Raw genomic sequence first — 22,557 nt, 5'->3', positions numbered from 1 at the left:
ATGCCCATTCTTTTCTCAAAAGAACCTTCTCGTATTCGCAAAAGAATGGTACGATATGGCTAGAAATCTGAAGAAAGTGAGTGACCTCATGTTTCGTGCAATGATTGGTTGGTTATTACTTGTTGCTTTGATTCCATTATTTCTTCTGACGTTTTATCTATCAAAGGAAGAAGCTGCAAGTGTAAAACCTGTTAACGAAGTGCTTGATCAAAAAATCAAGCTGGAAAAGATAGATTTTGCCCAAAATAGTTATGTGTATGATCGGGATGGTTCTCTTATCTCAGAGATCGTATCGAATGATGAGAACCGTGTATTTGTGGAATACGATAAAATTCCTGATCATGTGAAGGAGCTGTTCCTCCGTTCAGAAGATCGTAACTTCTATGACCATAAAGGCATTGACTTTATGGGGGTTGTTCGGGCCCTTGCCGCGAATGTCAAAAACAATGACATCAGTCAGGGCGCTAGTACCATCACACAGCAATTATCTCGTAACTTATATTTAAGTCATGAACGTTCGTTTACCCGAAAATTTACTGAACTCCTCTATTCATATGAATTAGAGCGGAAATTCTCAAAGGATGAAATTTTCGAAAGCTATTTAAATACGATTTATTTTAGCAATGGGGTTTACGGTGTTGGTTCAGCGGCTAATTATTATTTTGATAAGCCGCTCAGTTCATTGTCGGTTGCACAGATGGCCTTTATTTCTGCCATACCAAATAATCCGACGCTATATGATCCTTTGAAAAAGTTTAAAAATACGAAAAAGCGCCAAGAACGACTGCTCGGTATTTTGGAAAAAGACGGCGTCCTCACGAAGAAGGAATATAAAAAGGCGATCAAAGAAAAAATCACCTTGTCGTTAAGTGAGAAGAAAAATCTCTACCCTGATTATGTGACATATGCGAATGAGGAATTTACGGATCTTGTGTCTCAACAAGAAGGCTTTACAAAACGATTGAAAAAGGCCAAAACAGCTGGAGCGAAAAAAGCCATCCAAAAAGAGTTATCTGAAAAGGTCAGCGCTCTGCTACAGGATGGTGTTAAAATCTATACAGCACTTGACCCTGTCCTGCAACAAAGAGCTGTTTATCAGTTAAATGCACAGTTGCCATACCAAGGGGTTCAAGGGGGCTCTGCGGTCATTAATCATCAAACGCATCAAATTGTGGCACTTGCTGGCGGAAAGAATTATCAAAAGTTTGATTTCAACTATGCCTATCAAGCGATCAGACAACCTGGATCGGCCATCAAGCCACTTCTGGATTACGGGCCTTATATTGACCAAACCGGTGCAACAGCATCAAGTACCGTGAGTGCTGGGAAGTTTTGCAGCAGTGGATACTGTCCGCAAAACTATAGCCAAAAAAATTACGGAATGGTGACTCTTGAAACAGCCTTTAAACATTCCTATAATACCCCTGCGATTCGATTGCTGGATACAGTAGGTGTCAAAAAAGGCTTTAGCTACTTGGAAAAATTCTCATTCGAACACCTTGTAGCAGATGACTATCGCCTGCCATCCGCACTTGGAGGATTTACGAAAGGCTTCTCGCCTCTTGAAATCACTGATGCGTATACGGTCTTTGGTAATGATGGCTCCTACACGCAAAGCCACTCGATTACAAAGGTCACAGACTTAAATGGAAAAACCCTTTACAAGTGGAAAAACAAACCGAAACAAGTATATTCACAGCGGACCAATGAGACAATGCGAAAACTGCTTGCCTCCGTTATGAAAAGCGGAACAGGGAAAAAGGCCAATTTCCAGGCCCCTTATATCGGTGGTAAAACTGGAACATCAAATGACTACAAAGACATTTGGTTCGTTGGACTAACAGATCAATATACGATGGGTGTATGGGTCGGAAGAGATCGAGGAACAGTTGAATCCATTTATGGCTCAAGCCCGCATTTACGTATTTGGAAAAATACCATGCAATACGCTAGATAACTAGGAGGATGGTCTGACCATGTCTTTCACTAATCCATCCCATCTCATTCTATTTGATGGAATCTGCAATGTATGTAGCGGAGCTGTTCAATTTGTCATCAAGCACGATCCGAATGAACGCATGATGTTTGCTTCCCTTCAATCAGATACGGGACAACGCATTTTAAAAGAACATGGTTTGCCCTTAAATGAATTCAATTCATTCATTTATATCGAAGAGGGAACACTTTATATGAAATCAACAGGGGTCTTAAAAGTAGCACGCCATTTAAAAGGCATCTATCGTTGGAGCTATGTACTCCTTGCCATCCCGCGGCCAATCCGCGATTGGTTTTATAACCGCATCGCTAAAAACCGCTACAAATGGTTTGGTCAAAAGACGTCCTGCTTAATGCCTACACCGAATATCAAGAAACGATTTCTCACATAAAAAAGCATCCTCCATATCCGGAGGATGCTTTCTTTTATCTGTTTACGCTGGCAGGCTTGCCATCACACTGTTATAAAGCTTAATAAATAAGTACAAAATGCCAATTAAAAACGTCGCCCAAAACAATAAAACAAATAACATAAATCCAATTAAATTGAACATAGACAGTGATTGATAAACACGAACAATCACCCAAATAAAATAAACAAGGCTCGCTAAAGCTAACAGGCCAACAAGCAGCGTAATGTGTTGCGTTAATAGAAATGCAAGTAAACTAGCAAACAAGTAAACGATGGAGGCAATGCGAATTTTCTTTAAGTTCTCCCCTTCAGGATCCCTTGCAAAAAAGAGTAGTGCCAACTCTAGCACCGTATCTGCAATCAGTTTTAAAGCGGATAATATCATAAAATATACGAGTGCAAATGCAGCAAAAAGAGCAAGCCGGATCCCCTGTTCCGAAAAGAATTCCAGCATTCCTTTTAAAATGCCAGCTTGATTCAAGAATTCAGTCGTGAATCCAACTGTGAATATTGAAAAAGCAGAACTAAATAACAAAATGGAAATTAGCGGGAAATACCCAGTTAAGTATGTATTTTTCATAAATAGATCCTTTCTCATAAGCTCACACTTATTATGGCTCACTTAATTCGGATTGACAAGATACTTTCATAGCACAAATTGGAATCAAACGGACAAAGATGGAATTTTATACGCGCAATCCTTCACAAAGATACATTTTACCGTTAAAGTATTACTATTACGAAAAAATTGAGCGTGAGGGGTATACTCGTGAAAAAAACTTTAAGACTGCAAACAAGGCTCACGATCTTTGTCTGTATCGTTGTTCTCATCTCTCTTTGTATTACGTTCTTTACGATATGGTCTGTCACATCTAAGAATATTCACCAGCAAGAGCGTGATATTGCTCTCTCCACTGCCAAAATGGTCGCAGAGGCGCCAATCACAGCGGAAGCATTAGAACAGCACTCATACGAAGCGCTGCGTCAATATACAACAAGTGTACAACGCATCACCAAAACCCAATTCGTTGTTGTAATGGATATGAAAGGGATTCGTAAAACCCATCCCAATCAACAGAAAATTGGCAAGCCATTTGCTGGCGGTGATGAGAAACTTGCATTACAAGGAAAAGAACATATTAGTACGGCATCAGGGACACTTGGAAGATCCATGCGAGCATTCGTTCCAGTCTATAATCAAGACGGCAAACAGCTCGGTGCTGTCGCCGTAGGAATCACGTTAAAGGAAATTGACTTGATTATTCATCAAAGCTTACTTCCGCTTTATTTCATCATCACTATTAGTCTTCTATCCGGTATTATGGGTGCACTCCTTGTCGCACGAAAAGTGAAGAAGATCATGTTTGGACTGGAGCCAGACGAAATTGCGACATTATTAAAGGAACGAAGCGCTATGCTCGAATCAACAAAAGAAGGCATTCTTGCCGTCGATCAGCACGGTAAAATCAAGCTCGCCAATGCGGAAGCCAAGCGGCTCTTTCGGAATATGGGCATCACAGTTGAGCCGGTGGAACAGGACGTTCAAACGCTCCTTCCTTCAAGTGGATTAAAACAAGTGATCGAAACGCACAAACCATTGCTTGATCGTGATGTGCGAGTGAACGGGCTAGAACTTGTTTTTAATGAAGTACCGATTACAGTAAAGGATGACATTGTCGGTGCCATCGCAACCTTCCGTGACAAAACAGAAGTGAAGCACCTTGCTGAGCAACTAAGCGGTGTCAAAGTATATGCCAATGCCCTTCGTGCCCAGTCCCATGAATTTATGAATAAGTTACACGTCATTTTAGGTTTGGTACAGCTCAAAAACTATGATGACCTTGGCACCTATATAAAAGAAATTGCGATTTATCAGCAAACAGAAACCAATGAAATCATCAATCATGTCAAAAACTCTGTCTTAGCAGGATTTTTATTAGGAAAGCAAAGCTTCATACGAGAACAAGGAGCTTCCTTAGAAGTCATCTGTAGCACCAAAGTTCCAAATGCAGAAGATACAGCACTAACGCATGATCTTATCACCGTGATTGGTAACCTATTAAATAATGCACTCGATGCTGTATCACATACAGAAGTGAAAAACATCTCGATCTCATTCCGCTTCGTTCAAGAGCAACTTCATATTGAGATCACGGACACGGGTACCGGTCTTACAAAAGAAGAACAGGACATGATGTTTGATCAAGGCTTTTCTACAAAAGGAGAAGATAGAGGATTTGGGCTTTACTTCGTTGACCAAAACATCAAAAAACTGAATGGACAGATGATCGTGACAAGTGAAAAAGGAGAAGGAACGACCTTTAGTCTCCGTATTCCGTACAAGCAAAAGGAGGATTCACATGATTAATGTGTTAATAGTAGAAGATGATCCAATGGTTGGGGAGCTGAACAAGCGCTACCTCAGTCAAATAGATGGATTTGAATTAAAAGGGATTGCGCCATCCTTTCAGCAGGCCCTAGACCTATTAAAAAATGAAGTCATTCATCTCGTTTTACTCGACATTTATATGCCTGGGCAGAACGGGCTGGCGCTTTTATCAGAAATTCGGCAAAACAATCATCTCGTCGACGTAATTGTCATATCTGCTGCCAATGAAATGGATGTCGTCCAACAAACGATGCGACATGGAGCAATTGATTATTTAATTAAGCCGTTTGAATTCGAACGGTTTCAATCAGCACTTATAGAATATAAAAGAAAACATACACTCTATCAAAGCAGGAACAACATCTCACAAAGTGATTTAGATGCGAAACTCTTCCACAAAAAAGCGGAAACGGAAAAAGTCCTTCTACCAAAAGGACTCACAAAAAGCACACTCAAACTCATTTGGACAAGCATTCGCTCATTTGAACAACAAGTTTTCACAACAGAAGATCTAGCCAACCATACAGAAATCTCTCAAGTCTCCATTAGAAAATACTTGAAATTCCTAGAAGATATCGAAGTCGTTGACGTCGAAATGGCTTATGGAACAATCGGGCGACCTGTTTTTCAATATAAACTCAATACAAGCCAGATGAATTTGATTCAGCATTACCTGTAATATGACACATCTGACCCTTCACAAAGGGCAGATGTTTTTTTATGCCATATGTTGTAGTAAATCCCTTGATATCAGGAGTTTTACTGTTATAGAGCAAATCATAAAAGCGGCATTATATCATATTTCTTCACATAAAAAGACAAGAAAAATGCCTTTTAACATTTTTTTAAAAATAAATCAAATTTCTATTTATTTATTCGATCGGAAGTGATAAATTATGATTGATTAGTTCAACGAGATATAAGTCTGATGTCTTACTTCTTCTCTTCTCCTCGTTTCATTTTCATAAGAAAGAAGGATAAAATACCCTTTCCATTCCGAGAGCGTACACAATTGGAGAGAATAAGATTCGGTCTTTTTCGCGAGACTATTCTGAAACTTTTAAATTTTATGGGGGGTTATGTTTTGAAGAAGCGCAAAATTGGACTAGCATTGTCCTTAGTCGTAGCAGCAGGAACCATCCTTGGAGCATGCGGCAACTCCGGCTCAAACAGCAGTGACAAAAAAGATAAAGATCAATTCACAGTTGCCATGGTCACAGACATCGGTGGTGTCGATGACAAATCTTTTAACCAATCGTCTTGGGAAGGTTTACAGGCATTTGGTAAAGAAAACAATTTAACAAAAGGTAAAAACGGATTTGATTATTTACAATCTAAATCAGATGCTGACTATACAACAAACTTAAACAAATTGGTTCGTGAAAAATTTGACCTTATTTACGGCATCGGATACTTAATGCAAGATTCAATTACGGAAATCGCTGATCAACGTAAGAAGAATCATTTCGCTATCGTTGATGCTGTCGTAGAAAAAGACAACGTTGCCAGCATTATGTTTAACGAAAACGAAGGATCATTCCTCGTAGGTGTTGCAGCTGCCCTTTCTACAGAATCAAACAAAATTGGTTTTGTTGGTGGGATGGATTCAGAACTGATCAGAAAATTTGAAGTAGGTTTCCGTGCAGGTGTTGAAGCGGCTAACCCGAAAGCGAAAGTTGAAGTAAAATATGCAGGTGCATTTGATAAAGCGGATATTGGGAAAGCAACAGCTGAAAGTATGTACAAATCTGGTGTTGACATCATTTATCATGCAGCTGGTGGCACAGGAACTGGTGTCTTCACAGAAGCGAAAAACCTGAAAAAAGCAGATCCAGATCGTAAAGTGTGGGTCATTGGTGTGGATAAAGACCAATATGACGAAGGAAAAGTTCCTGGAACAAAACAAAGTGTTACCCTCACGTCTATGATTAAGAAAGTAGACACAGCGGTACAAGACTTAACAACGAAAGCGAAAGATGGGAAATTCCCTGGCGGTGAAGTGATCACGTACGGTCTGAAAGAAGGCGGCGTTGATATTTCTCCATCTCAAGACAACCTTGACAAAGATGTATTAAAGAAAGTAGAAGAATGGAAACAAAAAATCATCAAGGGTGAAGTGAAAATCCCTGCAACACGTGATGAATTAAAAGATTTTAAAGCTTAATTTGTGCATCGGGATAAGCGTGCCTTATCCCCTTGCCTCTCCTTTACCTCCTCTTGATGTCAAAGGTGGTGAAAGAAAAGCTGCAGCCTTGTTTTGCAGCTTTTCTTTTGCTAGTTTTTATCTTCATCAGCACCCTAAAAAAGGAGCGGTTAAACCTGTGGATTATGTCATTGAAATGTTGAATATACGCAAAGAATTCCCTGGCATTGTAGCGAACGATAACATTACGTTACAGCTAAAGAAGGGCGAAATTCATGCGCTGCTTGGTGAAAACGGCGCAGGAAAATCAACGCTCATGAACGTGCTTTTCGGACTATATCAGCCTGAAAAAGGTGAAATCAAGGTACACGGAAAAACTGTTCACATCACAAACCCAAACGATGCGACTGATTTAGGTATCGGCATGGTGCATCAGCACTTCATGCTTGTTGATACATTCACTGTTGCTGAAAATATTATCTTAGGGAAAGAACCAAAAAAGCTTGGAAAGATCGACAAAGAACAAGCCATACAGCAAGTACAAGAACTTTCCGACCGCTATGGTCTGAAAATCGACCCCGCCGCAAAAGTGGCTGACATCTCTGTCGGAATGCAACAGCGTGCAGAAATCTTGAAAACACTTTATCGCGGTGCAGATATCTTAATTTTCGATGAACCAACCGCCGTATTAACCCCCCAAGAGATTAAAGAACTCATACAAATTATGAAAAATTTAATCAATGAAGGGAAATCCATCATTTTAATTACCCATAAATTAAAAGAGATTATGGATGCCTGTCATCGCGTGACCATTATTCGAAAAGGTCAAGGGATCCGAACACTTGATGTCGCCAACACGAATAAAGATGAACTTGCTAGCTTAATGGTCGGCCGTGAAGTCTCTTTTAAAACAGATAAAACACCTGCCTCTCCAGCTGAGGAAGTCCTACAAATTCAAGACTTGATGGTAAAGGATGCTAGAGGGATTGAAGCAGTGAAACATTTGAATCTCTCTGTGAAAGCTGGCGAGATTGTCGGGATCGCTGGTGTAGATGGCAATGGGCAATCTGAACTGATTGAAGCCATTACAGGGCTAAGAAAAACAGAATCAGGCTCCATCATGCTAAACGGCAAAGCCATTCATAATCTTCCCCCGCGGAAGGTCACTGAATCTGGTATTGGGCATATCCCTCAAGACCGTCACAAGCATGGCTTAGTGCTTGATTTTTCAATCGGGGAAAACATTTCCTTACAAACGTATTATCAACGTCCATACTCTAAGTTTGGCTTGATGAGTATGAAAAACATTTATGAAAAAGCAAAACGCATTATCTCAGAATATGACGTACGCACGCCAAGTGAATATACAGAAGCGCGTGCACTTTCAGGCGGAAACCAACAAAAAGCCATTATCGGCCGTGAAGTGGATCGCAATCCTGATTTACTCATTGCCGCTCAGCCGACACGCGGACTTGATGTTGGTGCCATTGAATTTGTCCATAAGCGCTTAATTGAACAAAGGGACGCCGGAAAAGCCGTGCTTCTGATCTCTTTTGAGCTAGATGAAATTATGAATGTCAGTGATAAAATTGCTGTCATATTTGAAGGGAAAATCATTGCCATTGTTGATCCAAAAGAAACATCAGAGCAAGAACTTGGTTTATTAATGGCTGGAAGTACGCAACAGGAAGTGGGGAAAGAAGTTCATGTCTAATCGCTTAAAAAATATGCTTGTTCCACTTGTCGCCATTGTACTTGGCCTTCTCGTTGGAGCCATTATCATGCTTGCAAGCGGCTATAGTGTCATCGATGGATACGCTGCCCTTTGGAATGGTGTCTTCGGTGAAACGTATTATATGGGAGAGACCATTAGACAAGTGACACCTTATATTTTATCAGGGCTTGCGGTTGCCTTTGCTTTTCGGACAGGGCTCTTTAATATCGGTGTAGAAGGGCAATTACTGATTGGTTGGGTGGCTGCAGTATGGGTTGGAACAGCCGTTGATGCACCAGCCTATATTCACTTGCCACTCGCTTTAATGACAGCTGCTGTTGCAGGTGCCTTATGGGGCTTTATCCCTGGTTTTTTAAAAGCTCGTTTTTATGTCCATGAAGTCATCGTCACGATCATGATGAACTATATTGCGCTTCACGTGACCAACTATATCATTTCAAATATTTTAACGAATCATAAAGATAAAACAGAAAAAATTGCTGAAACCGCATCCCTTCGTTCTGGATTCTTTGAAGAAATCACCGATTTCTCTAGAATGCACAACGGAATTTTTGTGGCCATTCTTGCCGCCATCATCATGTGGGCTATTATTCAAAAAACCTCTAAAGGTTTTGAATTACGAGCTGTTGGCATGAATCAACAGGCGTCACAATACGCAGGGATGAACGTTCGCCGCAATATCATTTATGCCATGCTCATCTCTGGTGCATTTGCAGGTCTTGCCGGTGCGATGGAAGGTCTTGGTACATTTGAATACGCCGCAATCAAAGGCTCATTCACTGGTGTTGGTTTTGATGGAATCGCCATCGCGTTATTAGGCGGAAACACTGCAATTGGTGTCGTTCTAGCAGCACTATTGCTTGGTGGATTAAAGGTCGGCGCACTCAATATGCCGCTTGAATCTGGCGTACCTACTGAAGTCGTTGACATTGTCATTGCGATCATTATTCTTTTCGTCGCCTCAAGCTATATGATCCGTCTAGTCATTCAACAATTGAAGAAAAAGGGGGGAAAATAAGTGGGATTTCTGCAAATTCTTGAAATCATTGTCCCAGCAACACTTGTTTATGCTGCACCACTTATTTTAACCGCTCTTGGAGGCGTCTTTTCGGAAAGATCAGGTGTTGTCAATATCGGTCTTGAAGGCTTGATGGTCGTCGGAGCATTTTCCAGTATAATTTTTAACTTATTATTTGCAGATACGTTTGGCGCTTTGACCCCGTGGCTTGGTCTTCTTGTCGGGATGGTGATTGGCGGTTTGTTCTCACTCATCCACGCTGTTGCGACCATTACGTTTCGTGCAGACCAAACCGTATCTGGGGTTGCCATAAACATGCTCGCACTTGGCGCTACACTGTTTGTCGTCAAGCTCATTTATGGAAAAGCCCAAACGGATAAAATTACTGCACCTTTCTATAAAGGGGACATTCCTCTTTTACATGACATCCCGATTATCGGAGACATTTTCTTTAGCGATGTGTATTATACTTCTATACTCGCACTCGCTTTAGCAGCTGTTGCTTGGTTTGTTTTATTTAAAATGCCGTTTGGCCTTCGTCTACGTGCAGTCGGAGAGCACCCAATGGCAGCTGATACAATGGGGATCAACGTTTCCCGGATGCGCTACATTGGAGTTCTGATTAGTGGGTTATTTGGCGGTCTTGGCGGTGCTGTATATGCGTCTACCATCGCCCTTGATTTCTCACATTCAACGATTACAGGTCAAGGCTTTATTGCATTAGCGGCGCTTGTATTCGGTAAATGGCATCCATTTGGTGCGATGGGAGCTGCTTTATTCTTTGGCTTTGCACAAAGTTTAAGTATCATCGGGTCTCTTTTACCACTTTTTCAAGATATACCGAATGTGTACATGCTCATTGCACCGTACGTGCTCACCATCATCGCATTGACTGGGTTCATCGGTCGTGCAGATGCACCGAAAGCCCTAGGTACACCTTATTTAAAAGGAAAACGATAAATACATTTCAAATAAATCCCCTGAAGACAACGGATCTTCAGGGGATTTTTGTATGATAAAACCAGTAGTCCTTATGTTTATTTTACTTTTATTATACTTAATTTAGTTTAATAAATAGATGAGTGTCTTTTTATCTTCTACAATTGAAACAAATAACATTTGGGGGTGTTTATGTGGCTAATGCACGACAATTGAAATCGATTACAAACGATTCTGACAATAATAAAAGCGTTTTCCAAAAGATCATCACTTGGAAAATTGGTGTGATTGATCTTCCTGTGTATTTAGTACTTGCAGCAATTATTTTAACTGCCGCTTATTTTAATAAAATTCCAGCAAATATGCTTGGCGGTTTCGCTGTTATTATGATTTTGGGGATTTTCCTCGGAGATGTGGGGCAACGTATTCCAATCTTAAAAGATATTGGTGGACCAGCGATTCTTGCTTTATTCGTACCATCATTTTTGGTCTTCTTTAACGTAATGAATTCTAACTCTCTGGAAGCGGTTACGTCTCTGATGAAAGAGTCTAACTTCCTTTACTTCTATATTTCTGCTCTTGTAGTAGGTAGTATTCTTGGAATGCAACGAACTGTTTTAGTACAAGGACTTATTCGTATGTTTGTTCCTCTTGTAGTAGGTACGCTTGCGGCTGTGACTGCGGGAATTCTCGTTGGTCTGTTAGTTGGTTATACACCACACCATTCATTCTTCTATATCATCGTACCGATTATTGCAGGTGGTGTTGGAGAAGGTATTTTGCCATTATCTATTGCATACTCACAAATTCTTGGCGTATCAGCAGAATCATTAATTTCTCAATTGATTCCTGCTGCCGTAATCGGTAACGTCATTGCCATCATCTGTGCTGGCGCAATGAAGAAGCTTGGAGAAAAGCGTCCTGAACTTAACGGGAATGGTCGTCTTGTCAAATCAAAAGAAGCAAATGAAATCTTCGAGCAACCAGACATGGATGCAAAAGTTGATTTCGGTTTGATGGGTGCAGGTGTGCTCGTTGCTTGTACAACCTTCATTTTTGGTGGTTTGTTAGAGAGCTTTGTTCATATTCCAGGTCCAATCTTGATGATTGTTCTTGCTGCATTAATCAAATATTTAAATGTGATGCCTCAGCATCTACAAAATGGTTCTCAGCAATTTTACAAGTTTGTTTCAAAAAGCTTTACATGGCCGCTCATGGTTGGTCTAGGAATTCTATATATTCCACTTGATGATGTGGCTTCTGTGATTTCTATTCCATTTATTTGTGTATGTATCGCTGTTGTTGTTGCAATGGTCGGTTCAGGTTACTTTGTTGGTAAATTTATGAACATGTATCCAGTAGAGTCTGCAATTGTGACTGGCTGTCACAGTGGTCTTGGTGGTACTGGTGACGTAGCCATCCTTTCAGCTTCTGGAAGAATGGGACTTATGCCTTTCGCCCAAGTATCTACACGTCTTGGCGGAGCTGCAACTGTCATTTGTGCAACGATCTTACTTAGAATGTTCAGTTAAGACAAACAATACGAAAAGCATGTGTTCTCCTATAGAGCACATGCTTTTTTACATTCCTTTTATCCTATAGAAAATCAATCATCAGCTAGTACACTGCGTAAATACTCTCGAGGTAGATAAGGATACTGTTTCGCCTCTTGATAGGTCATGTGGAGAAGATGCTCTGAAAAAAGCGGCCATTCGCTTTCTTCCTGCCACCTTTTTTGCTCATTTCTCTCAATGAGGAATGCTCCTCCTAAAATGGTACACAATATGCTTATGCTGATTCCGATCTTGCGCTTCATATGATCAGCTCCTTTAAGAAAAGCATGTACGAAATACAAAACAATATACAATAAGATGAATTTTTGATAAAATTATTTGGGGGTCAAGAGAACTCAAAAACAGCACTTTTTTTGCTTTAATTCACTTTAAACCCATGCACTAAGGCTGTATTTACGATATAATTTAAATTACCAGTTCTTTAGAACGTGAATTTAAATTGATTAAAGGAGGTTTATATTCTTGCAGCTTATTCACTTCGCCATCCTATCACCATTTTTACTTGCCTTTGTCGTACCTTTCCTTTTTAAATATGTAAGGCGCATACATACAGGATGGTTTGTACTCATCTTACCCATTCTTTTGTTTGTCTATTTTATCCAAATGATCAGTCTCACTTCAAATGATCAAACATTGTTTGCCCAGGCTGATTGGATACCTTCACTAGGCATGAATTTTACTGTCTATCTAGATGGTCTTAGCCTGTTATTTGCCTTATTGATTACAGGTATAGGTGCACTTGTTGTCTTGTACAGTATCTTTTACTTATCGAAGGAAAAAGAACAACTTGGTTCCTTCTATACGTACTTGTTAATGTTTATGACCGCGATGCTTGGTGTTGTTCTCTCTGACAATATGGTCGTTCTCTACTTATTCTGGGAGTTAACGAGTATCTCTTCCTTCCTCTTAATTGCCTATTGGTATAAGCGGAAGCAATCACGCTACGGTGCGACAAAGTCACTGCTGATTACCGTATTTGGCGGATTAGCTATGCTTGGTGGTTTCATCCTCATCTATCTGATCACTGATTCTTTCAGTATTCGTGAAGCGATCAATCAGATTGATCTCATCATGGCATCACCTTATTTTATCCCTGCCATGATCCTAATTTTACTTGGTGCCTTTACAAAATCTGCCCAATTCCCTTTTTATATTTGGTTGCCAGATGCAATGGAAGCACCGACCCCTGTGAGCAGCTATTTGCACTCAGCCACAATGGTAAAAGCCGGCATTTATCTTGTCGCCAGATTCAGTCCTATTTTTGCCGTATCAGAGACTTGGTTTTGGACCATCTCAATCGTCGGACTTGTCACACTATTCTGGGGATCATTCCATGCTGTGAGGCAAAATGATTTGAAAGCCATCTTGGCCTTTTCTACCGTCAGTCAGCTCGGAATGATTATGCTCATGCTTGGCGTAGGCGCAGCAGCGATTCATGAAAACAATACAGCCTTTTTTGGCGCAGCCGTTCTTGCTGCTATCTTCCATTTAATCAACCACGCCACTTTTAAAGGGAGTCTCTTTATGGCGGCTGGCATCATTGATCACGAAACAGGTACACGTGATATTCGGAAGTTAGGCGGATTAATGACGATCATGCCTATCACATTTACAATTACGTTAATTGGTACATTCTCAATGGCTGGACTTCCACCATTTAATGGCTTCTTAAGTAAAGAGATGTTTTTCACTAGTATGATTCGAATCTCTGACATCAGCTTCACCGACGTATCCACATGGGGGGCAATCTTCCCAGCTGTTGCTTGGCTAGCGAGTGTGTTTACGTTCATTTACAGTATGATGCTTGTCTTTAAAACATTTAGAGGTCGTCTCAAATTGGATCAATTAGAGAAAAAACCGCATGAAGCACCGATTGGTATGCTCATCCCTCCGATGATTCTTGCTTCACTCGTGGTGACATTTTTCTTTTTCCCAAATATTCTTGCCTATTCGATTATTGAACCGGCAATAGCAGCGATTATCCCGGAAGCAATTAAACCTGGTACGAGGTTTGCTGTGGAAATTAAAGCGTGGCACGGACCTCAACCAGAGCTTTATATGACAATTGGGGTCGTCGTGCTTGGGATTATCGGATATTTGACATTATCGAAATGGCGTCCAATTTACAACATATTTAAAGAGAAATGGTCATTTAATGCACTATATGATCGTTCACTTTCTGGATTAGAAAAAGGATCATATCAACTGACAAACAGCTATATGACTGGATTCCTTCGGGATTATCTTGTGTATGTGTTTGGATTCATGATTGTCATGCTTGGCGGTGTCATGATTTATCAGCAAGCATTCTCCTTTTCGACAGAGAACGCTGCACCAATTGGCGTTTATGAGATCGTCCTTTCGCTTGTCATGGTGGCGGCGACTGTTACAACAGTGTTCGCTCGTTCACGATTAACAGCCATCATCGCATTAGGTGCCATGGGATACACACTGTCATTGTTCTTCGTGATTTTTAGAGCACCTGATCTTGCGCTCACACAGTTGATTATCGAAACGATATCTGTGGCACTATTTTTACTGTGCTTCTATCATTTACCAAGGCTAAACTTGAAGGAAAAAACGAGAAGCTTTAAATTAACGAATTTTATCATTTCATTAGGTGTAGGTATCATGGTGACCTGCCTGGCTTTCGCTTCTACAAGTCAGCAATCACTTGATACGATCGCATCGTATTTTATCGAGAATAGCTACAAGCTTGCCGGCGGAGATAATATTGTCAATGTCATTCTCGTTGATTTTAGAGGCTTTGATACAATGTTTGAAATTACAGTGCTCGCCATTGCAGCACTCGGTATTTATGGTTTATTAAAAACACAAAGGAAACGGAAGAGAGGTGTGCGGCGATGAGAAAAATTGATACGAATGATATGCTTTTACAAGTCACGACTAAAATCACCGCATTCATCATATTGCTTTTCTCATTCCATCTGTTCCTTGCAGGTCATAATAACCCTGGCGGAGGATTTATTGGCGGTTTGATGAGTGCTGGCGCGATTGTCCTCCTGCTCCTATCTTATGACTTGAAAACAGTGAGACGTATCCTGCCATTTAATTTTATTTACGTAGCAGGATTCGGCCTGCTTATTGCCATCCTGACTGGAATGGGATCATTCCTTTTCGGTGCACCTTTCCTATCCCATACGTTTGGTTACTTCCAATTGCCAGTCTTAGGGGAAACTGAGCTTGCAACAGCCGTTCTGTTTGATATAGGTGTTTATTTGGTTGTTGTTGGTGTCACCATGACCATTATTCAAACGATTGGAGAGAAGGAATAATGGAGTTTTTAATGTCGATTATCGTTGGAATTATCTTTATGACAGCGACCTATTTAATGCTTTCAAAAAGCCTTCTTCGGGTCATCGTTGGTACTGCCGTATTAAGTCATGGCGTCCATTTGCTTCTATTAACAATGGGCGGCTTAAAAAAAGGAGCGCCTCCTATTTTACAAGAGGGGCTCACATCCTATGTAGATCCATTGCCACAAGCACTAATTTTAACGGCCATAGTCATTGCTTTTGGCGTCACATCCTTTTTGCTCGTGATGGCCTTCCGTGCCTTCCAAGAGCTACGAACAGATGACATGGATCAAATGAGAGGAAATGATCAACATGAATAATCTCGTGATCCTACCCATTTTAATTCCGTTACTATCTGCTACACTGTTGATATTTATGAATAAACATATCAAGCTCTCAAGAGGATTTAGTGTCTTTGCATCTCTTTCGGCTATCATTTGTAACGTCTATTTGGTTCAAACGATTTTTACAAACGGCATCCAAACCCTTAATTTAGGGGGATGGAAAGCCCCATTTGGCATTGCACTTGTCGCCGATCAGTTTGCGGCACTGCTCGTCTTAACCGCTTCAATTGTCGGGCTTGTCACCATTCTCTTCTCTTTTCAAACGATTGGGAAAGAAAGAGAGCAACTGTTTTACTATTCTGGCGTACAGTTCTTATTAGCTGGCGTCACTGGTGCCTTTTTAACCGGGGATATTTTTAACCTATTTGTTTTCTTTGAATTACTACTGATGGCGTCTTATATGCTCATTGTATTAGGCGGGTCAAAGCCTCAGCTTCGTGAGTCATTGAAATATATTGTGTTTAACATCATCTCCTCTGCATTATTCATTGTCGGTGTGGCGTGTTTATATGCCGTCACAGGAACATTAAATATGGCTGATTTAAGTGTGAAAATAGCTGAATCAGGACAAACCGGCTTAATCACGGTGATTGGCGTTCTGTTCCTCATCGTATTCGGCTTAAAAGCAGGTATTTTCCCGCTTTATTTCTGGCTACCAGGTTCTTACCATGCACCACCTGCAGCGATTTCAGCTCTCTTTGGCGCATTACTAACCAAAGTAGGCTTATACGCCATCGCTAGGGTCTTTACGTTAATCTTTATACATGATACAGGATTCACCCATACACTCATTGCTTGGCTAGCTGTCTTGACGGTTATCTTCGGTGTCATTGGTTCCATTGCCTATTCTGATGTACAGAAGATTGTGATTTATAACATTGTCACCGCCGTTGGCGTCATTTTGTTTGGGATCGCCGCCAACACGCCTGCATCACTCCAAGGAGCCATTTATTATCTCATTCATGATATGGTCATCAAAGGAGCCTTATTTATGCTAGCAGGTGCATTGTTTGTATATGCTGGCACCAATTATCTGAAAAAAATGGGTGGACTCATTCAATCTCAGCCCCTTCTCGGCTGGATGTTTTTCCTATCAGCCTTATCACTTGCGGGCATTCCACCATTCAGTGGATTTATCGGAAAACTAAAAATTGTCGAAGGTGGATTCACTGCAGGTCACATGACGTTTTCCATCCTTGTCCTCCTTTCTAGTCTTCTTGTCCTGTATTCTGTCATGAGAATTTTCATGCTAGCATTTTGGGGCGAGGAACAGGATTTACCTGTAAGAAGGAAGCCTTCCATTAAAGGAATGGTGTATCCAGGGGTGCTACTAGTCATCCTATCGCTTGCGATTGGGTTAGGCACAGAGTTCATTGCGCCTTATATCAATCAAGCGGCTGAAATGCTTTCAACACCAGAAAAATATATTCAAGCTGTGCTGAAGGAGTAGATGAACATGGCCTTTCAAATATTACTAAACACTCTCCTCGCCTTTACGTGGATGTTTATCAATGATTCTTTTAGATCCGCCGACTTTATTTCAGGCTATGTATTAGGGATGATCGCCATTTTTATGCTACGGCGATTCTTCCCGCAACGTTTTTACGGCTATGCTCTTTATGCCATCATCAAGCTCGTGATCATTTTCATTAGAGAGCTGCTACTTGCAAACTTAAGTGTCCTAAAGACCGTTGTCTCTCCAAAACTTGAAATTAAGCCTGGTATCTTTGCCTTTCGTACAGACCTCAAAAGTGATTGGGAAATCACCGTCTTGTCCATCTTAATTACGTTGACGCCAGGTACATTGGTCATTGATATATCAGATGATCGTTCCATCTTATACATTCATGCAATGGATATTGAAGATGCCCAAAAAGCCATTCATGATATTCGGGTATCATTTGAAAAGGCAATCTTGGAGGTGAGCGGTAAGTAATGGATATCATTTTACAAATTGCACTTGGCATCCTTGCTGTATCCACCCTGCTTTTTGTCATTCGGATCATTAAAGGGCCTTCAATCCCTGATCGCGTGAGTGCGCTTGATGCGGTCGGTATCAATTTAATTGGGATGACAGCCATTGTTTCGATTTTGCTTAGAACGACGATGTTCTTTGAAATTATTTTACTGCTTGGCATCCTTGCTTTTATTGGCACGGTCGCTTTTTCTAAATTCCTTGAGAAAGGGGAAGTGATTGAAAATGATCGTCATCGCTAAAGCCATCGTCATTTTCTTTATCTTACTTGGCGCGATCCTTTGTCTCATCTCAGCCATTGGCGTGCTTCGCTTACCCGACGTATACACACGTATGCACGCGGCATCAAAAGCATCAACACTTGGTGTGGTTCTCATTTTAATTGGTGTGTTTTTTCACGGCTGGTTTCTTTCAGGTGTGTTCTCTGCAAAAATCCTACTAGGGGTCGTCTTTATCTTCCTGACCGCACCAGTCGGCGCTCACTTGATCGGAAGAGCCGCTTACAATACTGGGGTCAAACTTGATAAACGAAGTGTGCAAGATGATTATGGCGGTTTCCGCAACTTTGTGATTAAGCGCAAAGAGGATTCTTATTTATAAAAACGGAAAAACAGAACTTCTGATGATGGAAGTTCTGTTTTTTTTATGCGCTACAATGTCTATTTTCTGCGTCACAACGTAATGTATAAAAATCCTGAACGACTGTTTTTTCTTCTGAAATTGATTCTTTCATTTTACGTAACGTTCTTTTCCCGACACGACGGTCCAAAATACACAATATTTTGATCAGCATATCATTCGATTTTAATGATACTTCAATGGGGGAATGAAAATATTCCTCCAAAGCAGAAAAGAAATCATATTGTGAATAAATACCTTCCATTTTCAATTGTTCATAGGCTTGTTCCTGGATCGCTCTATTATTCAACACATCATCATAGCTAAAATCGTCTAGTTGAATACGAATTGCTCTTTCTCTATCATATTCTTCTCTTCCGGCAGTAATTGAACACATACTGACCATTTCTATTTTATCAACAGTGATAACAGCTCTACCGACCTGGTCGTGTGCTTTTCGATAGTTCATCACGTGCACATCTACTCTTTCGCGCAAAGATTCACATACAAAACTCATTAAGCGTTTCTTGGCTTTGCCCCATTTCATAATCAATCACTTCCTTTTAATTTGCACCATTTACAAAGAACAATCGAACATACATTTAGGTAAAATTTTTTATGATTCAGAGTCTTATAATTAAAAAAAGCTTCCGCTGTACCGGGAGCTTTTTTATATGCGATCAATGACAGCGAGTGTACATCTTGACGTACAGATATGCCGATCTCGATCATCTTTGATATCAATTTGGAATACCATCGTACGCCGTCCTACATGAACAGGTACAGCTGTCGCTGTCACCACTCCATCACGTACAGACTTTAAATGATTGGCATTGATTTCAATACCTGAACAGACCTGCTTCGTTAAGTCTAAATGTGCAGCAGCTCCCATGCTCGCCACTGTTTCTGCTAGAGCAGCCGAAGCTCCTCCGTGCAATAAGCCAAATGGCTGTTTTGTTCGGTGATCAACTGGCATTGTCGCAACGCAGCGTGATTGATTGCATTCTACAATTTCAATCCCAAGTGCCTCAAGCAGAGTATTTGATGCACTCACATCCATCTTGATCCTCTCCCTTCACACATTTACAGCACACTTTCAGACTTTGCAATTAACACGGCTTCTGTTCGAGATCCTACATTCAGCTTGTTAAAGATGGAGGTCAAACTGTATTCAATGGAGCGCTTGCTCAAATGAAGTACATCGGCAATTTCTTGATTCGTGTACCCTTTTTCTACTTCTCTCAGAATCAAGCATTCTCGCTCTGTTAACAGCTCATGGTCTGTCTGCTGCGCCTGTTCTGGCTTTTCTTGTTGTTGTGAAATTAACTTTTTTAAATAGGATAGCTGAATCACTACTTCTCCTTGCAATGTGCGATGTATGTATTCAATAATTTTGTCTTTTGTCTCTGTTTTACTAATTGCACCATGCAATCCCGCCCGAATCGCTTCTTCAAAATAATCATCTACTTCATATCCTGTATAAATGATAATTTTTACATGTGGATGTGTTTCAAGTATTTGTTTCGCAATGTCCATTCCATTGATGTCCCCGAGATTTAAATCCATCAAAATGACATCATAGATGGAAAAGTCATGCGTCTTTAAAAAGGCGGCCTCTGCATCAGGACTTAAACAATCCACTGATAACTGCTGATCGGATTCTAATATGCTTTTGGTGCCTTCCATGACAGCCGGATGATCATCAATGACCAATATCTTCTTCATGTCTTCCTCCCTTTAAATCACTCACTTCCATTTTATATAAAAGACTTGGCCAATGCCAAGTCTTTATCCTTAATAAATCGTTACAATTCTATTTCAATTTTCACGTTGAGTCCTTTTTCTGGTGCTGTATGAATCTGAAGCTTTCCATTTAGCGCCCTGACTCTCTCCTTTATTCCCGAAAGACCCATGCTCATCGTATGCTGATCCAGCTGACTTGCATCAAAACCCACTCCATCGTCCTCATAGTGAAGTACCAACTGGTCTTTAATACGAATCAGCATCACTAAGACTTGTGTCGCATGAGAGTGTTTTAACGCATTGGATAACAGCTCTTGAACAATTCGATAAATATTCAGTTGTGAGTCGATATCAATATCCAGCTCTTTATCCAAGCGGGTCGTATTCAATCGAATATGAAACGGCGCTTCCTCTTGAATTTGTGAAGTCAGCTTCGATATAGCCTTCACTAAACCTAAATCATAGAGCAACTGCGGCCGAAGTTCATGACATGTCTCCCTTGTCGTTTGAATCACTTTAGACATTTGTTCATTCCATGAAATCAGTGAATTTTCAATAGAAGTTGGGCATTGGTCATTTTGGAAATTGGTTAAAAACATCTCTGACTGTCTTTTCAAAGAAATCAGATCCTGCAGCACCGAATCATGAAGATCCCTTGCTAGATCCGAGCGCTGCTTTTCTTCCATGGCAAACATGATCTTTTTCAGCCAAGCCGGATTGGCTTCACGTTGTTTTAGATCCTCTAAATGCTCCATAAGTTCTTCAATTTTCACGACATTTTCTAAGCTGACACTAGTATAGAATGCTAGCGTCTTGAGCCAAGAAATCTCATCTCTCGTCAGCTTCGGCGTTCGCAAATTAGATAAACAACACATCACAAAGGAGTGACCGCCTCGTTCGCCAATCTTCATCACAAATCCTTTATCAATTTCGATGATTTTGCCTACTTCACCGATAACCGCTTGTAATTGATCTTTATACTTGTCCCATAGCTTAATGTCATCTATTGATTCATCAATCTCTTCAATTTGTCCATCTATCTTAACCTCAAGCACAAATGCTTTATTCACTACAAGCACTTCTAAAATGGTGAATTTCAAATGAAATAACACTTGATGAAGTGATGACGCTTCACGAATGAGCTGTGTAAATTTAAAGACACTATCCTGGTAATTATGCTTTTCTGAAAAACGCTTTAGACGAAAGCGGAAATCGATGATTTCTTTGATGTAGAAGACGGTTAACATAAGAATGTACGTGATAATCGTAAATTTCACTGTATAGAAGTTAGCACTTGGCTTCTGAATAAAATCAAATATAATAACCACTAATATAGTTGGTGTAATGGCCAATAGGCTATAATATTTGATTCTCCCCATAAAGAAATCAACATTATACAACTTGTTTGACATAAATTGATAAACTAAAAAGAATGGAATTAATAGGCCGAATGATGCTGCAACATAAGGTGAAATAAAATACTGATCAAAAAAATAAGGAATAATAAAAAATAGCATAAATGGACTGAATGAAGCGATTAAAATGAGTGCAAAGGCACGAAGGACATTACCAATTTCAGTACCTTTCAACTTTTTAGCAGCCCTTATTGTGATAATAATTGTAACAAACGCAAGTACAAAGAATGAAAGTAAATTGAAAGAAGCATAAGTCATATCTTTGAAGAAAATTTCCAAAAATATATTTATGATAGGAACCACATACAAAGAAAGAAGCAAACGCCAACTTATAACTTCCGTTCCTAATTCTTTTAAATACTGATATATAAAGTGCATATACAACGGCGGTACACTAGTCATCGTAGAAATGACGATAAAACCGCTAATAAATTCCCCTTTACCAGAGCCACCTGAACTTACATAAGCTACAGCAATAGCCAACAGAAAGAGAGCAAGAATATAAGCAGATTCTTTTTTCCTAGATTTATTAATTTTTAAAATCATAAATATACAAAATAGGCAGATCATATAGAGTATGAGTGGTATTAAGTAAATAAACAGATTTTCTTGACTTAATAAACTGACATTTTCTATTACAATTTCATCACCATGTCTATCAACAACTAAACTTTTGACATTTGCTAAGTATTCTCTTCTTACTTCTTCGGTTGGTTCTTTATTACCGTTCACTTCAAGTATGATGTCGCCTTTTCTAACACCAGCATAATAACTATCTGTAAAATCTACGACATCCACTATTTCAAGTTGTCCATCACTATTCACCGAAACGACTGCTCCTACAAAGATGTTAAACACATTGATGTAGGAGATATAAATCACATAGATGAAGCTAAGGATAATTAAAATAAAAGTTAATCTCGAGTAAAACTTTTGCATA

At 40.1% G+C, this 22,557-nt stretch carries 22 protein-coding genes; 16 read left to right on the top strand and 6 right to left on the bottom strand.

Going from position 1 to position 22,557, the window contains the following annotated elements; genetic code table 11:
• Positions 1–55: 55 nt before the first annotated feature.
• Together AB1K80_RS08945 and AB1K80_RS08940 are read left to right on the top strand one after the other, a co-directional pair.
• A complete protein-coding gene (locus AB1K80_RS08945; protein ID WP_412856272.1) occupies positions 56–1,957 on the top strand; it encodes a transglycosylase domain-containing protein in 1,902 nt (633 codons plus the stop codon).
• Between the two features lie 19 nt (positions 1,958–1,976).
• Positions 1,977–2,387, top strand: coding sequence for a thiol-disulfide oxidoreductase DCC family protein (locus AB1K80_RS08940; protein WP_412856271.1), 411 nt, complete (start codon positions 1,977–1,979; stop codon positions 2,385–2,387).
• 42 nt (positions 2,388–2,429) lie between these two features.
• Here AB1K80_RS08940 and AB1K80_RS08935 read toward each other — a convergent pair whose 3' ends face one another.
• On the bottom strand, positions 2,430–2,987 hold the full coding sequence (locus tag AB1K80_RS08935) for a DUF5366 family protein (protein WP_412856270.1): 558 nt from the start codon (positions 2,985–2,987) through the stop codon (positions 2,430–2,432).
• Between the two features lie 189 nt (positions 2,988–3,176).
• Here AB1K80_RS08935 and malK point away from each other — a divergent pair, with 189 nt between their 5' ends.
• The 7 genes from malK (at position 3,177) to AB1K80_RS08900 (ending at position 12,163) form a co-directional block, all read left to right on the top strand.
• Positions 3,177–4,775, top strand: a complete 1,599-nt coding sequence (malK, locus tag AB1K80_RS08930; protein WP_412856269.1) for a malate sensor histidine kinase MalK — start codon at positions 3,177–3,179, stop codon at positions 4,773–4,775.
• A complete protein-coding gene (locus AB1K80_RS08925; RefSeq protein ID WP_412856268.1) occupies positions 4,768–5,475 on the top strand; it encodes a response regulator in 708 nt (235 codons plus the stop codon). The genes malK and AB1K80_RS08925 overlap by 8 nt, the downstream gene beginning before the upstream one ends.
• 405 nt (positions 5,476–5,880) lie before the next feature.
• Positions 5,881–6,960: a BMP family lipoprotein gene (locus tag AB1K80_RS08920; RefSeq protein WP_412856267.1), complete on the top strand. Its 1,080-nt coding sequence runs from the start codon at positions 5,881–5,883 to the stop codon at positions 6,958–6,960.
• 157 nt (positions 6,961–7,117) lie between these two features.
• Complete coding sequence (locus tag AB1K80_RS08915; protein WP_412856266.1) at positions 7,118–8,653, top strand: ABC transporter ATP-binding protein; 1,536 nt, start codon at positions 7,118–7,120, stop codon at positions 8,651–8,653.
• Entirely contained in the window at positions 8,646–9,692 is a 1,047-nt protein-coding gene (locus tag AB1K80_RS08910; protein WP_412856265.1) for an ABC transporter permease, read from the top strand. The genes AB1K80_RS08915 and AB1K80_RS08910 overlap by 8 nt, the downstream gene beginning before the upstream one ends.
• On the top strand, positions 9,693–10,652 hold the full coding sequence (locus tag AB1K80_RS08905; RefSeq protein WP_412856264.1) for an ABC transporter permease: 960 nt from the start codon (positions 9,693–9,695) through the stop codon (positions 10,650–10,652). It begins immediately after the preceding gene.
• 173 nt (positions 10,653–10,825) lie between these two features.
• A complete protein-coding gene (locus AB1K80_RS08900; RefSeq protein WP_412856263.1) occupies positions 10,826–12,163 on the top strand; it encodes a 2-hydroxycarboxylate transporter family protein in 1,338 nt (445 codons plus the stop codon).
• 74 nt (positions 12,164–12,237) lie between these two features.
• Here AB1K80_RS08900 and AB1K80_RS08895 read toward each other — a convergent pair whose 3' ends face one another.
• Positions 12,238–12,447, bottom strand: a complete 210-nt coding sequence (locus tag AB1K80_RS08895; protein WP_412856262.1) for a hypothetical protein — start codon at positions 12,445–12,447, stop codon at positions 12,238–12,240.
• A 220-nt stretch (positions 12,448–12,667) separates the two neighbouring features.
• Between AB1K80_RS08895 and AB1K80_RS08890 the strand changes: the two genes are divergently transcribed.
• Genes AB1K80_RS08890 through mnhG form a run of 7 tightly spaced genes read left to right on the top strand, consistent with a single transcriptional unit; the run spans position 12,668 to position 18,441 of the window.
• A complete protein-coding gene (locus tag AB1K80_RS08890; protein WP_412856261.1) occupies positions 12,668–15,073 on the top strand; it encodes a Na+/H+ antiporter subunit A in 2,406 nt (801 codons plus the stop codon).
• Positions 15,070–15,501: a Na(+)/H(+) antiporter subunit B gene (locus tag AB1K80_RS08885; protein WP_412856260.1), complete on the top strand. Its 432-nt coding sequence runs from the start codon at positions 15,070–15,072 to the stop codon at positions 15,499–15,501. Before AB1K80_RS08890 ends, AB1K80_RS08885 begins: the two co-directional genes overlap by 4 nt.
• Positions 15,501–15,842: a Na(+)/H(+) antiporter subunit C gene (locus tag AB1K80_RS08880; RefSeq protein ID WP_412856259.1), complete on the top strand. Its 342-nt coding sequence runs from the start codon at positions 15,501–15,503 to the stop codon at positions 15,840–15,842. The genes AB1K80_RS08885 and AB1K80_RS08880 overlap by 1 nt, the downstream gene beginning before the upstream one ends.
• On the top strand, positions 15,835–17,316 hold the full coding sequence (locus AB1K80_RS08875; RefSeq protein ID WP_412856258.1) for a Na+/H+ antiporter subunit D: 1,482 nt from the start codon (positions 15,835–15,837) through the stop codon (positions 17,314–17,316). The genes AB1K80_RS08880 and AB1K80_RS08875 overlap by 8 nt, the downstream gene beginning before the upstream one ends.
• A gap of 6 nt (positions 17,317–17,322) precedes the next feature.
• Positions 17,323–17,802, top strand: a complete 480-nt coding sequence (locus AB1K80_RS08870) for a Na+/H+ antiporter subunit E (RefSeq protein WP_412856257.1) — start codon at positions 17,323–17,325, stop codon at positions 17,800–17,802.
• Positions 17,802–18,083: a Na(+)/H(+) antiporter subunit F1 gene (locus AB1K80_RS08865; RefSeq protein ID WP_412856256.1), complete on the top strand. Its 282-nt coding sequence runs from the start codon at positions 17,802–17,804 to the stop codon at positions 18,081–18,083. The genes AB1K80_RS08870 and AB1K80_RS08865 overlap by 1 nt, the downstream gene beginning before the upstream one ends.
• On the top strand, positions 18,067–18,441 hold the full coding sequence (gene mnhG, locus AB1K80_RS08860; RefSeq protein WP_412856321.1) for a monovalent cation/H(+) antiporter subunit G: 375 nt from the start codon (positions 18,067–18,069) through the stop codon (positions 18,439–18,441). Before AB1K80_RS08865 ends, mnhG begins: the two co-directional genes overlap by 17 nt.
• 43 nt (positions 18,442–18,484) lie before the next feature.
• On the opposite strand, the gene AB1K80_RS08855 is transcribed toward mnhG, so the two are convergent.
• From AB1K80_RS08855 to AB1K80_RS08840, 4 genes are all read right to left on the bottom strand, one after another.
• Positions 18,485–19,006, bottom strand: a complete 522-nt coding sequence (locus AB1K80_RS08855) for a hypothetical protein (protein WP_412856255.1) — start codon at positions 19,004–19,006, stop codon at positions 18,485–18,487.
• Between the two features lie 123 nt (positions 19,007–19,129).
• Entirely contained in the window at positions 19,130–19,519 is a 390-nt protein-coding gene (locus AB1K80_RS08850) for a hotdog fold thioesterase (protein ID WP_412856254.1), read from the bottom strand.
• Between the two features lie 23 nt (positions 19,520–19,542).
• Positions 19,543–20,184 carry a response regulator transcription factor gene (locus AB1K80_RS08845; protein ID WP_412856253.1) on the bottom strand — a complete coding sequence of 214 codons (642 nt, stop codon included), beginning with the start codon at positions 20,182–20,184 and terminating at the stop codon, positions 19,543–19,545.
• Between the two features lie 80 nt (positions 20,185–20,264).
• Complete coding sequence (locus AB1K80_RS08840) at positions 20,265–22,556, bottom strand: ATP-binding protein (protein WP_412856252.1); 2,292 nt, start codon at positions 22,554–22,556, stop codon at positions 20,265–20,267.
• Position 22,557 lies beyond the last annotated feature (1 nt).

The sequence above is a fragment of the Bacillus sp. 179-C3.3 HS genome, assembly GCF_047229225.1.
Lineage (GTDB): Bacteria > Bacillota > Bacilli > Bacillales > Bacillaceae > Bacillus.
The sequence above is the reverse complement of the archived record's forward strand: the minus strand, read 5'-3'. Positions and strand labels throughout refer to the sequence as shown.

Bases quoted from the DNA above. Each gene is read 5' to 3' on its own strand.
- mnhG (WP_412856321.1), top strand. From the start codon at position 18,067: ATGATCGTCATCGCTAAAGCCATCGTCATTTTCTTTATCTTACTTGGC.
- AB1K80_RS08935 (WP_412856270.1), bottom strand. From the start codon at position 2,987: ATGAAAAATACATACTTAACTGGGTATTTCCCGCTAATTTCCATTTTG.
- AB1K80_RS08840 (WP_412856252.1), bottom strand. From the start codon at position 22,556: ATGCAAAAGTTTTACTCGAGATTAACTTTTATTTTAATTATCCTTAGC.
- AB1K80_RS08865 (WP_412856256.1), top strand. From the start codon at position 17,802: ATGGATATCATTTTACAAATTGCACTTGGCATCCTTGCTGTATCCACC.
- AB1K80_RS08910 (WP_412856265.1), top strand. From the start codon at position 8,646: ATGTCTAATCGCTTAAAAAATATGCTTGTTCCACTTGTCGCCATTGTA.
- AB1K80_RS08875 (WP_412856258.1), top strand. From the start codon at position 15,835: ATGAATAATCTCGTGATCCTACCCATTTTAATTCCGTTACTATCTGCT.
- AB1K80_RS08880 (WP_412856259.1), top strand. From the start codon at position 15,501: ATGGAGTTTTTAATGTCGATTATCGTTGGAATTATCTTTATGACAGCG.
- AB1K80_RS08845 (WP_412856253.1), bottom strand. From the start codon at position 20,184: ATGAAGAAGATATTGGTCATTGATGATCATCCGGCTGTCATGGAAGGC.
- AB1K80_RS08945 (WP_412856272.1), top strand. From the start codon at position 56: ATGGCTAGAAATCTGAAGAAAGTGAGTGACCTCATGTTTCGTGCAATG.
- AB1K80_RS08895 (WP_412856262.1), bottom strand. From the start codon at position 12,447: ATGAAGCGCAAGATCGGAATCAGCATAAGCATATTGTGTACCATTTTA.
- AB1K80_RS08870 (WP_412856257.1), top strand. From the start codon at position 17,323: ATGGCCTTTCAAATATTACTAAACACTCTCCTCGCCTTTACGTGGATG.
- AB1K80_RS08885 (WP_412856260.1), top strand. From the start codon at position 15,070: ATGAGAAAAATTGATACGAATGATATGCTTTTACAAGTCACGACTAAA.
- AB1K80_RS08925 (WP_412856268.1), top strand. From the start codon at position 4,768: ATGATTAATGTGTTAATAGTAGAAGATGATCCAATGGTTGGGGAGCTG.
- AB1K80_RS08940 (WP_412856271.1), top strand. From the start codon at position 1,977: ATGTCTTTCACTAATCCATCCCATCTCATTCTATTTGATGGAATCTGC.
- AB1K80_RS08855 (WP_412856255.1), bottom strand. From the start codon at position 19,006: ATGAAATGGGGCAAAGCCAAGAAACGCTTAATGAGTTTTGTATGTGAA.
- AB1K80_RS08850 (WP_412856254.1), bottom strand. From the start codon at position 19,519: ATGGATGTGAGTGCATCAAATACTCTGCTTGAGGCACTTGGGATTGAA.